This window comes from Catonella sp. (assembly GCF_052173895.1).
Lineage (GTDB): Bacteria > Bacillota > Clostridia > Lachnospirales > Lachnospiraceae > Catonella.
The window spans coordinates 1-13,143 of the sequence record NZ_JBQMXS010000023.1 but is presented as its reverse complement, the minus strand read 5'-3'; the positions used below and the strand labels follow the sequence as shown (position 1 = coordinate 13,143).

Below are 13,143 nucleotides of genomic sequence, written 5' to 3'. Positions count from 1 at the left end.
AATATTATTTGATAAAAGAGGAGGTTTATTTATGTCAGAGGCTACAAAACTTTATGAAGATAAAATGAATAAAACTATTAATAATCTTAATGAAGAATACATTACAATAAGGGCAGGAAGGGCAAATCCACATATCTTAGACAAGATAAAAGTAGATTATTATGGACAACCTTCTCCACTTCAATCAGTTGCCAATATCTCTGTTCCGGAGGCTAGAATCATACAGATTCAGCCTTGGGAGGCAAGTCTTATAAAGACTATTGAGAAAGAGATAAATATGGCTAATTTGGGAGTAGTTCCTAATAATGACGGAAAATCAATTAGGCTCGTATTTCCTGAACTTACTGAAGAAAGGCGTAAAGAACTTTCTAAGGATATTAAGAAAAAGGCAGAACAGGCTAAGATTGCAATTAGAAATATAAGAAGGGATGCTGTTGATCATTTTAAGAAACAGGAAAAAGCTAATGAGATTACAGAAGATGATCTTAAGGAACTTGAAACTGAAATACAGAAGATAACAGACAAATTTTCTGATGAAATTGAGAAAATGACTGAAGATAAGATAAAGGAAATAATGACTGTATAAGATTAATGGATTGGGGGTTCGGTTAAGCCGCACCCTTTTTTTGGGTAAGATATGAGTGAAGAAAAAAAGATACCTATGCATTTAGCAATAATACTTGATGGAAATGGTAGGTGGGCAAAAAAAAGAGGATTGCCAAGAAATTTTGGACATTTAAAAGGCTGTGATAATGTAGAACCTGTATGTAAGGCAGCTTTTGACCTTGGTATAAAATATGTTACAATGTATGCTTTTTCTACTGAAAATTGGAAACGGCCACAGTCTGAAGTTGATGAACTTATGAAACTTCTTGCTAAGTATATGAAAGATGCTATGAAACTTTCTGTAAAGCATAATATGCGAGTGAGGATTATAGGAGATAAGACAGGTCTTTCAGATGAGTTAAATAAGCTAATAACTGAACTTGAAGAACTGTCAAAAGATTTTACAGGACTTCAGTTTCAGATAGCTATAAATTATGGTGGAAGAGATGAGATAAGAAGAGCATTTAAGAATATACTTATTAAAGCAGAGAAAGATGGAGTGTCTTATTCTGAACTGGCTGAAAATATTTCAGAAGAGTTAATTAGCAAAAACTTAGATACTGCAGATATTCCTGATCCTGATTTGATGATTAGAACAAGTGGAGAACAGAGAATTTCAAACTACATGATTTGGCAGCTTGCTTATACGGAGTATTTTTTTACAGATACTCTTTGGCCTGATTTCAGTAAAAAAGATTTAGAAGAAGCCATTGAATTCTACAGCGGTAGAGAAAGGAGATTTGGCGGACTTAAGAAAGGATGATATATGTTTTTAACTAGACTTATCAGTGGGATTCTGCTTTTAGCATTTACTTTTGTTACAATGTTTTTTGGCGGTCAGGTTCTGCTTGTTACATTATTTATGATTTCTTTGATTGGGCTTTATGAACTTTATAAGGTTATGAAGTTTGAAAATGAACATCTTGCATATATAGGATATATTGCAAGCTTTATATGGTATGTAAATATAGATACTAAGCAAAGTCCGTTGTTAAATATACATGTGCCTGAACTTATGATTCTTTCTATTGCTGTAGTTGCTTTACTTTTAGTGTTTGTTGCTAATTATCCTAAGTATACTGCTACTCAGCTTTTCAGTGCGATTTTTGGTATCTTTTATATACCTGTTATGATTTCATTTATATTTAAAACAAGAGAAAACATTGCTTTTGGGCAGTGGCTTGCTTGGATGGTTTATGTGAGTTCATGGGGTTCTGATACCTGTGCTTATGTTGTAGGAAGGCTGTTTGGAAAGCGTAAACTGGCACCTGTAATAAGTCCGAATAAGTCTTTGGAGGGCTCAATAGGTGGAGTAGCAGGTTCTGCATTGATAGGGGTTATATTTGGAATTATAATGAGTAATTTTACAGGTAAATCAGAAAACCTGATTATAATTTTTGCTATAATAGGAGGACTTGGCTCTGTTATTTCACAGATTGGTGACTTGGCAGCATCAGGAATTAAGAGAAACTATGATATAAAAGATTATGGCAATTTGATACCCGGACATGGTGGAATACTTGACAGATATGATAGTATTATAATTACAGCACCCATAGTTTATTATCTTGCATTTTATTTGGTTGGAAAGATATGATGAAAAAAATAGCAATTTTAGGCTCAACAGGATCTATCGGCACTCAGACTCTTGACATAATAAGGCTTAATGATGATATGCAGGTAACTGTTCTTACAGCCTATGAAAATATTAATCTAATCTTTAAACAAATTTTAGAATTTTGTCCAAAATTCGTCTGCATTTTTGATATAATAAAGGCAGAAGAACTTAAGGAGAGGATTAAATCTGCTTATACAGAGGGCAAGATTTGTTATATGCCTGAGATTACCTCAGGTTTAGAGGGGCTTGAAGCAGCTGCCTCATTTGATGACTCTGATATAGTTGTAACAGCTGTTGTTGGAATGATTGGAATAAGACCGACTATTGCGGCTATAAATGCAGGAAAAGATATAGCTTTAGCCAATAAAGAAACCTTGGTTTGTGCAGGCCATATAATAATGAAACTTGCTAAAGAAAAAGGAGTAAATATTTATCCTGTAGATAGTGAGCATAGTGCTATTTTTCAGTGCTTGCAGGGCAGGGCGGATAATCAAATAAGAAAAATTCTTCTAACAGCATCAGGGGGTCCATTTTTACATACTCCTAAGGAAGAATTAAAGAATGTAACTTTAGAATCAGCTTTAAAACATCCTAATTGGGCTATGGGAGCTAAGGTTACTATAGATTCTTCCACTATGGTAAATAAAGGACTAGAAGTTTGTGAGGCAAGATGGCTTTTTGATATTTCTCCAAAAGATATAGAGGTAGTTATACAGCCGCAGAGTATTGTACATTCGGCAGTAGAGTTTGAAGACGGAAGTGTAATTGCACAGATGGGTGTACCCGATATGAAACTTCCTATTTCTTATGCTCTTACCTATCCTGAGAGACGATTTGTGTCTGAGGATTATTTGGACTTATTTAAACTTTCAAAATTAGATTTTATAAAACCTGATTTGGATAAGTTCAAAGGTTTAAAGTTAGCGTTTTTATCTATTACTGAAGGAGGAAGTCTGCCAACAGTATTCAATGCAGCTAATGAAGTGGCAGTTTCACTATTTATACAGAAAAAAATCAGATATTTAGATATCGTTAATATTATAGAAGATAGCTTAAACAGACACAAGAAGATAGATAATCCTGATGTGGATACTATAGAAGGAATTCAGCAGGAAATTATTGAAGGTGTTAATATTATTAAGTAAGGTTGGTGAGAAATTTGAATATTTTTTGGGCATTGGTAATATTTTCAGTTGTAGTAATTATTCATGAATTTGGTCATTATCTTTTTGCAAGAAGAGGTGGAATTAAGGTAAATGAATTTTCACTTGGTATGGGACCTAGACTTTTTTCTTTTGATGCAGCAGGTACAAAGTGGTCGGTAAAATTGTTGCCTATAGGTGGTTCATGCATGATGGAAGGAGAGGATGAGGCAAGTGATGATGAAGACGCATTTGCCAATAAATCGGTTTGGACAAGGATACTTACAGTGTTTGGAGGTCCTTTATTTAACTTTATATTAGCTTTCATACTTTCTATTTTTGTAATAGGCTCAATAGGATATGACAATAGCAAGATAGTTAGTGTGACAAAAGGCTATCCTGCAGAACAGGCAGGACTTCGTGCAGGAGATGAGATTACAAAAATAAACGGGACAAACATAAATATAGGAAGAGAAGTTTCTAGTTATTTTGTCTTTAATCCTTTGTCCGGTAAGGATGTTAGGATAGAAGTAAAAAGAGGAGATGAAAAGCTTAACTTTGATGTTACTCCTCAGGAGAAAGAGAAGTTTTATCTTGGTTTTTCATATAACCCTAGTGGGGGAGAGGCTGTTATAGAAATGGTGACTGAAGACGGTTCACTTAAAGCAGCAGGTGCAAGAGCAGGAGATATAATCACTGCAATAGATGGAGCTGAAATTAAATCAGGTGAGGAACTAAGTAACTACTTCATTGCCAATCCATTTGATGGAAAAGAAGTAAAATTAACTCTTAAAAGAGGAGATACGGGTAATATAGAAGAAGTAACTCTAACTCCTAAGAGTGCAGGAAGTTCCTATACACTAGGAATGGTTAGCAATACTGCAAGAGAGAAAACAGGAATAGGTGGGACACTTTATTATGCTTTAAACGAAACAAAGTATGTTGTTGTTACAACTGTAGAATCTCTTAAGATGATGGTTACAGGAAGAGTTAAAGCTAAAGATATAGCCGGACCTGTTGGTATTGTAAATATGATAGGTAATTCTTATGAGCAGAGTAAAAATGAAGGTATAATGGTTATACTTTTAAGCATGGCTAGTATAAGTATTCTGATTTCAGCGAACCTTGGAGTTATGAATTTACTTCCTATTCCGGCACTTGATGGAGGTAGACTTGTATTTCTTATTGTAGAGGCAGTAAGAGGCAAGCCTATTGACCCTGATAAGGAGGGAAGAGTTCATTTTGCAGGTTTTGTACTGCTTATGGTATTGATGGCCGTTGTATTATTTAATGATATTTTAAGAATTATAGGTTAAAATTATGAAAAACAACATTATGACTACAAGGGTAGTAAAGATTGGAGACAGGGTTATCGGTGGCGGTAATCCTGTTTTAATACAGTCAATGACAAATACAAAAACAGAAGATGTAAAATCAACAGTAGCTCAAATTAAAGAACTTGAGAGGGCAGGTTGTGACATAATAAGATGTGCAGTTCCTACGATGAAAGCTGCTATTGCATTAAAAGAGATTAAGAGGGAGATAAATATTCCACTTGTAGCAGATATTCATTTTGATTATAGGTTGGCAATAGCTGCTATGGAAAATGGAGCTGATAAGATAAGGATTAATCCTGGAAACATAGGTTCTACTGAAAAATTGAAGGCAGTAATTGATGTAGCTAAAAAGTATAATCTGCCCATAAGAGTGGGAGTAAATAGTGGTTCTCTTGAAAAGGAAGTGCTTTTAAAATATGGTACTGTTACCAGTGAAGCCTTGGTTGAGAGTGCTTTAAATAATGCGAAGTTGATAGAAGATATGGATTATCATAATTTGGTTATAAGTATTAAATCTTCTAATGTAATGGAATGTATAAAGGCTCATGAATTAATTGCCACTAGAACTGATATTCCCTTACATGTAGGTATTACAGAATCGGGTTCACTTATTTCCGGAAATATAAAGTCAAGTGTGGGACTTGGAATTATACTCTACCAGGGAATAGGTGATACTATAAGGGTTTCACTTACCGGAAATCCGGTAGAAGAAATAAAATCAGCAAGGATGATACTTAAGGCTTTAGGGCTTAGAAATGGTGGAGTGGAGATAGTTTCCTGTCCTACCTGTGGAAGAACCGATATAGACCTTATAGGACTTGAGGAAAAGGTGAACAAACTTTTAGAAGATTATATGGAACTTGACATAAAAGTTGCAGTTATGGGTTGTGTAGTAAATGGCCCTGGTGAAGCAAGAGAGGCAGATCTTGGAGTATGTGGTGGCAAAAATTCCGGACTTATAATAAAAAAAGGAGAGATTATAAAGAGATTGCCTGAGTCTGAATTACTTAATGGGCTTAAGGAGGAACTTGATATTTTAAAAGCAGAGAAAGGAATGTAAAATGGATTTTCATGAGGCTTTTAGCAGTCTTGTAATAAGTGAAGAACTTGAAAAGGCTTTTGAAGATGTATCAGTTGAAAAGATTGCTGTTTCAAGGAGCCGTAGTGAAATAACTGTGATAATTTCAGGCCGATCTCCTATCCATAGAGATCATATTGTTGCCATGCAGAATTTACTTTCCGGACAAATATTTACTTCGAGCGAACAGACAGTCCTAATTGAAGAAAGATATGATTTTTCAGACTTTACTGTAAAGAGAATATTTGAGAAAAATAGTAAGAGTATTTTAGAAGAAATATCTGAACATGGAAAAATTTATCGTAATATAATAAAAAATAGTAAAATAGACTGTAACGATACGACAATTTATATAGAAAATGAAGATAATTTTATTATCAGAGAAAAACTTAAACACATATCTGATTGGTTGCAATTTATTTTTGAAAAGAGATATAACAAAGAGGTAGAAATTAAATTATTTTTCAAGGAAACTGCTAATCAAAAAAAAGAAGAAAAGGATACTTATACAATTGCAGAGATATTGGCAGACAGGCCTGAGCCGGAAGTAATAACTAAGCCTGCAAATGATAAAAAACAAAATATACAGAAAAAAAGTATTAAATCTTCAGTTTCTAATATGGGCTATAAGAAGAAAACTTTAGAGCAAGATCCAAGTGTTATTTATGGAAAAAATTTTGAAGGTGCATCTACATGGCTTAAAGATATAACAGAGCCACAAAAAAATATTATTGTAAGGGCACAAATTGTTTCATTAGAAGAAAAAGAGTTTAATAATGGTAAGGTGGTTTTATCGCTAAGCCTTACAGACTTTACCGATAGTATTATTTGTAAAATATGGACAGATAAGGAAAAGAAAGATGAATTAAAAAATAAATTCAAAGCCGGTAAGTTTATAAAAATAAGTGCGGATGCACAGTTTGATACCTATGCTAATGAACTCACCTTGGGATATATTCAAGGTATAAAGGAAATTGAAAATTTCAGGACTGAGAGGATTGATAATAGCGAGAAAAAACGAGTGGAACTTCATTTACATACTCAAATGAGTGAAATGGATGCTGTTATTGACACAAAGGAATTGCTTGAAACGCTTTTGAAATGGGGGCATAAGGCAGTTGCAGTAACCGATCATGGTGTAGTTCAAGGATTCACAAATATATTTCATGCAAAATCTAGTCTTAAAATGAAAGATTTTAAGATAATATATGGTGTTGAGGGTTATCTTGTAGATGATACTTCTCCTGCGGTAAGAATGGAAAAAGGGCAGAAACTTACGGATCCTGCAGTAGTTTTTGATATAGAAACTACCGGATTTGGTCCTAAAAATTGTAGGATTATAGAAATAGGTGCAGTAAAGGTTGCAGAAGGACAAGTAATTGATAAATTTTCAGCCTTTGTAAATCCAAAGCAGTATATTCCGGAGGAAATAACAAAGCTCACCGGTATTACACAAGATATGGTTATAAATGAGCCTGAGATAGATGAAATTTTGCCAGATTTTATAAAATTTTGTGAGGGTTGTTTTTTAGTTGCTCATAATGCCTCTTTTGATACAAGTTTCATATTTGAAAATATGAGAAGACTTGGAATTAAGGGAGAATTTACAGTAGCAGATACAGTGACTATGGCAAGGGTGTTACTACCCGGTTTGAAAAACTATAGGTTAGATACAGTTGCAGAAAATTTAGGTGTTCTGCTTGAGCATCATCATAGGGCGGTGGACGATGCAGGCTGTACTGCAGAAATTTATATAAAGCTCTGTGAACTTGCACATATAAAGTATGGTGATTATAAGCTTTGTAATTTAAATGAGAATAAAGGATTTGATGCGGATATCATCAAAAAAATGGGAACTTACCATATTATAATTTTAGCTAAAAATGACCTTGGAAGGATAAATTTATATAAGCTAATATCTAAATCTCATTTAACATATTTTATGAGACGGCCAAGAATACCAAAGAGCCTGCTAATGGAGCATAGGGAAGGACTTATTATAGGCTCTGCCTGTGAGGCGGGAGAACTTTATCAAGCAGTATTAAATCGACATGGAGATGATGAAATTGAAACCCTTGCTAATTTCTATGATTATTTTGAAATTCAGCCACTTGCCAATAATGAGTTTATGATTGAAAATGACAAGATTGCAGATGTGATAAGTAAGGATGATTTAAGAGAAATAAACTGTAAAATAGTAGAACTTGGTGAAAAATTTAATAAGCCGGTAGTTGCAACCTGTGATGCACATTTTTTAAATCCGGGAGATGAGATTTACAGAAAATATCTGCTCTGGTCAAAGGGAATGAAAGATGCGGACAGACCGCTCCCTCTTTATCTTAGGACTACGGAAGAGATGCTTGATGAGTTTTCGTATCTTGGTAAAGATAAGGCGGAAGAGGTTGTTATAACTAATACAAATCTGATTGCAGATATGATTGAAAATATTTCACCTGTTCGTCCGGACAAAAGTGCACCAATCATTGAAAATTCTGATGAAGAACTTAGAAGAATATGCTATAGCAAGGCATATGAAATATATGGAAAAGAACTTCCTAAGAAGGTAGTAGACAGGCTTGAACATGAATTACATTCCATTATTTCAAATGGCTTTGCCGTTATGTATATAATCGCACAAAAACTTGTGTGGAAGTCCAATGAGGATGGCTATCTTGTGGGTTCAAGAGGGTCGGTTGGTTCATCTTTTGTAGCTTTTTTATCAGGAATAACGGAGGTTAATTCACTTTCTGCACATTATTACTGTGAGCATTGTCATTTTGTTGACTTTGATTCTGATGAAGTAAAAAAGTTTTCAGGAATGAGTGGTTGTGATATGCCGGATAGGATATGTCCTGTATGTGGTAAGCCTTTGGCTAAAGATGGGCATGACATTCCTTTTGAAACATTTCTTGGATTTAATGGAGATAAGGAGCCGGATATAGATCTTAACTTTTCGGGAGAATATCAGCCAAAGGCTCATGCCTATACTGAGGTAATCTTTGGAGAGGGACAGACATATAGAGCAGGAACTATCGGAGGTGTTGCAGAAAAAACAGCATTTGGTTATGTGTTAAAATACAATGAAGAGCATGATAATATCAAGATGCGTAAAGCTGAGATAGAGAGAGTTTCAGCAGGTTGCATAGGAGTTAGAAGAACTACGGGACAGCATCCCGGCGGAATAGTTGTTCTCCCTCTTGGAGAGGATATTAATACATTTACACCGGTTCAGCATCCTGCAAATAAGATGGATACTCCGATTATCACTACGCATTTTGATTATCACTCCATTGACCACAATCTTTTGAAATTAGATATACTGGGACACGATGATCCTACTATGATAAGAATGCTTGAAGATTTGACAGGCGTAGTAGCAAAAGAAATCAGGTTTGATGATGAGAAAGTGCTAGCATTATTTAATAGTCTTGAATCTTTAGAGTTAAAGGCTGAGGATTTGGAAGGATATGACCTTGGAAGTCTAGGACTTCCTGAGCTTGGAACTGATTTTGTTATGCAGATGCTTAGAGATACTAAGCCAAAGTGTTTTTCAGATTTGGTTAGAATTTCAGGGCTTTCTCATGGAACAGATGTATGGACAGGTAATACCCAGACGCTGATAGCTGAAAATAAGTGTGAACTGTCAACTGCCATCTGTACCAGAGATGATATTATGATTTATCTTATTAATATGGGACTGGAACCGAGTCATGCATTTAAAATAATGGAAAGCGTGCGTAAGGGAAAGGGGCTGACTCCTGAATGGGAGAAAGAAATGCTTGAGCATAATGTACCGGACTGGTATATATGGTCTTGTAAGAAAATTAAATATATGTTCCCTAAGGCTCATGCAGTAGCATACATTATGATGGCTTTAAGAATTGCGTATTTTAAAGTGTATTACCCACTTGCATATTACTCAGCATATTTTAGCATAAGGGCGAAGGCTTTTGATTACGGTTTATTTTGCTTGGGCAGAGAAAAAGTATTGAATATTATTAAAAGCATTAAAAAGATTGAGAAATTTAAGAGAAAACCGGCAGACGAAGATGTACTGGGAGATGCTTATATAGTGCTTGAAATGTATGCACGAGGTTATAGCTTTATGCCTATTGATCTATATAGGGCAAAACCAAAACATTTTCAGATTATTGATGGTAAGATAATGCCAGCTCTTATTACTATTGATGGCATGGGAGACAAAGCTGCCTATGCTTTGCATGAGGCAGCTAAGAAAGGTGAATTTCTTTCAAAAGATGATTTAAAACGAAGAGCAAAAGGCACTACCCAAACAGCTATAGATACAATGACTGAACTCGGTATCTTAGATGGCCTTCCAAATTCAAGCCAGATTTCGTTATTTGATATTATGATACAGTGAAATTTCACTTATAAGCCGGATAATTTTAAAATATGATAAATACAAAATTACCATTTGTCGCATAAAATATTACGGAAATCTGTATATAAATCATTTAAATCTAACAAAAGTGGACAAATGTCCTTTAATCTTAGGATTAAAAGTTGTATATTATAAAATATGAAAGAAAAAATTGTGCAAAACTTACAAAGGGTTTGTAGACTGTTTGGAGGGAAATATGATTGATTATGCGGAAGGCTCAGGTAAACAGTATCATACTGGTGTAGGAAAAGGTGATGTAGGAAGGTATGTACTACTTCCCGGTGATCCTAAAAGATGTAAAAAGATTGCAGCTCATTTTGATAATCCTGTACTTGTGGCAGATAGCAGAGAGTATGTAACTTATACCGGAACCTTAGATGGTGTTAAGGTAAGTGTAACTTCTACAGGAATAGGAGGACCGTCTGCTGCTATAGCCCTTGATGAACTTTCAAAATGTGGGGCAGATACATTTTTAAGGGTTGGAACCTGTGGAGGCATGCAGGATGATGTTATGGGTGGAGATGTTGTTATAGCTAGTGGTGCTATCCGTATGGAGGGTACAAGCAGAGAATTTGCGCCTATAGAATATCCGGCAGTTTCAGATGTGGAAGTTATGAATTCTCTTATTGATTCTGCAAAAATGCTTAAACAAAGGTATCATGTTGGAGTGGTTCAGTGTAAGGATTCTTTCTTCGGGCAGCATGAGCCTGAAATTATGCCGGTTAGTTATGAACTTGAAAATAAGTGGCAGGCTTGGCTTAGAATGGGTTGTTTAGCCTCTGAAATGGAATCTGCTGCACTATTTATAGCAGGAAGTTTTTTAAGAGTAAGGGTTGGTTCTTGTTTCCTTGTTGTAGCCAATCAGGAGAGGGCAAAGAAAAATCTTCCTAATGAACAGGTACATGATACAGAAGTGGCTATTGTTACAGCTATTGAGGCTATTAGGAGATTAATTAAAGAAGATAATTCAAGATAGTGTTATTCTATTTAATTTGGTTATTGCTGCTTTTGCGGTATAACATAAATATATTTCTTAAAAAGGAGAAAAGAAATGAAAAAAAGACTTTTATCAATGGCTCTGTCAGCAGTTATGGTGCTTTCATTAGCAGCTTGTGGCGGACAGGCTAAGGAGAACAAGACAAGTAATGCGAGTGCGTCAAAAGGTAGTGCAGTTGCAAGTACAGCAAGTGCATCAAAGACTTCAAACACACCAGAGGCTAAGTCTAACTTAAAGATTGGACTTATAACTGATGTAGGTGGAATTCACGATCACTCATTCAATGAGACTTCCTGGAAGGGGCTTGAGCAGGCTAAAACAGACTTGGGCGTAGAGATTAACTATCTTGAGTCAAAGACAGATGCCGATTATACAAGTAATATTGAGACATTTGTAGATGAAGAGTACGATCTTATCGTATGTGTAGGTTTTAAACTTGCTGAGGCTACTAAGAAGGCTGCTGAGGCACACCCTGATACAAAGTTTGCTATCATTGATGATGCAAGCAATGCTGCACTCCCTAATGTTACCTGTCTTACATTTAAGCAGGAACAGGCATCTTACCTTGTAGGTTATGTAGCAGGTTTAGTAACTAAGAAAAATAATGTAGGTTTTGTACTTGGTATGGCAAGTGATATGATGAATAAGTTTGGTTATGGATACCTTGCAGGTGTATATGCAGCTAATCCTGAAGCTAAGGTTCAGCAGATTAATGCTAACCATTTTGCTGATCCTGCAATTGGAAAAACAAGTGCAACAACAATGATTACTAATGGTGCTGATGTTATCTTCCATGCTGCAGGAGGTACAGGTGTCGGTGTTATTCAGGCTTGTCAGGAAGCTAAGATTTCAGCTATCGGTGTTGATACAGACCAGAGTTCTTTAGCACCTGAAACAGTTATTACATCAGCTATGAAACGTGTAGATAATGCTGTGTATGATACTGCTAAGCAGCTTGTTGAAGGAACAATCAAAGGTGGAGAGATGGTATATGACCTTTCAAAAGGTGGTGTAGATATAGCTCCTACAACAGATCTTCTTTCAGAGGATGTTCTTAAGAAGGTAGAAGAAGTTAAGGGTAAGATTTTAAGTGGTGAAGTTGTAGTTCCTGGTACAAAGGATGAATTTGAAAAAGAATTTGGTGATAAGTACGAATTAGACTAATCCATAAACTTATTAAAAGAATTCATATTATGTGTGTAGCTGCCGTTATTAATAACGGTAGCTACAAATGTAAAATAATCATGTTTTGAAAACAGTGCTTTTATGAAAGTATTGTTTTGAGGATGTGACATTATCATATATTAAATGATGGGAGGTAAAACTGTGAGTCATATGGATGAAAAAGTCATGGCAGTTAAAATGGAGAACATCGTAAAAAAGTTTGGAAATTTTACTGCAAATGACGGAGTAAATTTAACTGTACATAAGGGTGAGGTTCATTCTATACTTGGTGAGAATGGAGCCGGTAAGAGTACCCTTATGAATGTGTTATATGGCATGTACAGACCTACAAGCGGACAGATTTATATAAAGGAAAAGGCTGTGGATATAACAAGTCCTAAGCATGCTATTGAGCTCGGAATAGGTATGGTACATCAGCATTTTATGCTTATTCAGCCCTTTACAGTAACTGAAAATATTGTGCTTGGTATTGAGCCTGTTAAAGGTGTAAAAATAGACTATAAGCTTGCAAAAAAGAAGGTACTTGAAATATCAGAAAAATATGGTATGAAGGTAGATCCTGATGCCAAGATTGAAGATATTTCAGTAGGTATGCAGCAGAGGGTAGAAATACTTAAGGTGTTATATAGGGGGGCGGATATTCTCATTCTTGATGAGCCTACGGCCTCGCTCACTCCTCAAGAAATAGATGAACTTATGGTAATTATTAAAAATCTTACAGCAGATGGCAAGAGTATAATAATAATTACACATAAGCTTAAAGAAATTAAAGCCTGTT

10 protein-coding genes are annotated in these 13,143 nt (G+C 35.2%); all 10 read left to right on the top strand.

The genetic code is table 11. From position 1 onward, the window contains the following. The first annotated feature begins 31 nt into the window (after window positions 1-31). Window positions 32-586, top strand: a complete 555-nt coding sequence (gene frr, locus ACTTG8_RS06315) for a ribosome recycling factor (RefSeq protein WP_442561275.1) — start codon at window positions 32-34, stop codon at window positions 584-586. A gap of 51 nt (window positions 587-637) precedes the next feature. After that, on the top strand, window positions 638-1,369 hold the full coding sequence (locus tag ACTTG8_RS06310) for an isoprenyl transferase (protein ID WP_442561274.1): 732 nt from the start codon (window positions 638-640) through the stop codon (window positions 1,367-1,369). Window positions 1,370-1,372: 3 nt separating this feature from the next. Next, entirely contained in the window at window positions 1,373-2,203 is an 831-nt protein-coding gene (locus ACTTG8_RS06305) for a phosphatidate cytidylyltransferase (protein WP_442561273.1), read from the top strand. Further along, window positions 2,200-3,369, top strand: coding sequence for a 1-deoxy-D-xylulose-5-phosphate reductoisomerase (gene dxr, locus ACTTG8_RS06300; RefSeq protein WP_442561272.1), 1,170 nt, complete (start codon window positions 2,200-2,202; stop codon window positions 3,367-3,369). Before ACTTG8_RS06305 ends, dxr begins: the two co-directional genes overlap by 4 nt. A 14-nt stretch (window positions 3,370-3,383) precedes the next feature. Further along, window positions 3,384-4,682, top strand: coding sequence for an RIP metalloprotease RseP (rseP, locus tag ACTTG8_RS06295; RefSeq protein WP_442561271.1), 1,299 nt, complete (start codon window positions 3,384-3,386; stop codon window positions 4,680-4,682). A 19-nt stretch (window positions 4,683-4,701) separates the two neighbouring features. Then, window positions 4,702-5,763, top strand: coding sequence for a flavodoxin-dependent (E)-4-hydroxy-3-methylbut-2-enyl-diphosphate synthase (ispG, locus tag ACTTG8_RS06290; protein WP_442561295.1), 1,062 nt, complete (start codon window positions 4,702-4,704; stop codon window positions 5,761-5,763). Between the two features lies 1 nt (window position 5,764). Beyond that, entirely contained in the window at window positions 5,765-10,162 is a 4,398-nt protein-coding gene (locus tag ACTTG8_RS06285) for a PolC-type DNA polymerase III (protein WP_442561270.1), read from the top strand. 217 nt (window positions 10,163-10,379) lie between these two features. Further along, the gene (udp, locus tag ACTTG8_RS06280) at window positions 10,380-11,159 is read left to right on the top strand and encodes a uridine phosphorylase (RefSeq protein WP_442561269.1); all 780 of its coding nucleotides are present in this window, start codon (window positions 10,380-10,382) and stop codon (window positions 11,157-11,159) included. A gap of 75 nt (window positions 11,160-11,234) precedes the next feature. Beyond that, entirely contained in the window at window positions 11,235-12,344 is a 1,110-nt protein-coding gene (locus ACTTG8_RS06275; RefSeq protein ID WP_442561268.1) for a BMP family ABC transporter substrate-binding protein, read from the top strand. Window positions 12,345-12,515: 171 nt separating this feature from the next. Next, a partial coding sequence (locus tag ACTTG8_RS06270) for an ATP-binding cassette domain-containing protein (protein WP_442561294.1) occupies window positions 12,516-13,143 on the top strand: 628 nt, incomplete at its 3' end.

Coding starts and splice junctions, on each gene's coding strand:
- frr (WP_442561275.1), top strand. CDS start 32: ATGTCAGAGGCTACAAAACTTTATGAAGATAAAATGAATAAAACTATT.
- ispG (WP_442561295.1), top strand. CDS start 4,702: ATGACTACAAGGGTAGTAAAGATTGGAGACAGGGTTATCGGTGGCGGT.
- ACTTG8_RS06285 (WP_442561270.1), top strand. CDS start 5,765: ATGGATTTTCATGAGGCTTTTAGCAGTCTTGTAATAAGTGAAGAACTT.
- ACTTG8_RS06305 (WP_442561273.1), top strand. CDS start 1,373: ATGTTTTTAACTAGACTTATCAGTGGGATTCTGCTTTTAGCATTTACT.
- udp (WP_442561269.1), top strand. CDS start 10,380: ATGATTGATTATGCGGAAGGCTCAGGTAAACAGTATCATACTGGTGTA.
- ACTTG8_RS06275 (WP_442561268.1), top strand. CDS start 11,235: ATGAAAAAAAGACTTTTATCAATGGCTCTGTCAGCAGTTATGGTGCTT.
- dxr (WP_442561272.1), top strand. CDS start 2,200: ATGATGAAAAAAATAGCAATTTTAGGCTCAACAGGATCTATCGGCACT.
- ACTTG8_RS06310 (WP_442561274.1), top strand. CDS start 638: ATGAGTGAAGAAAAAAAGATACCTATGCATTTAGCAATAATACTTGAT.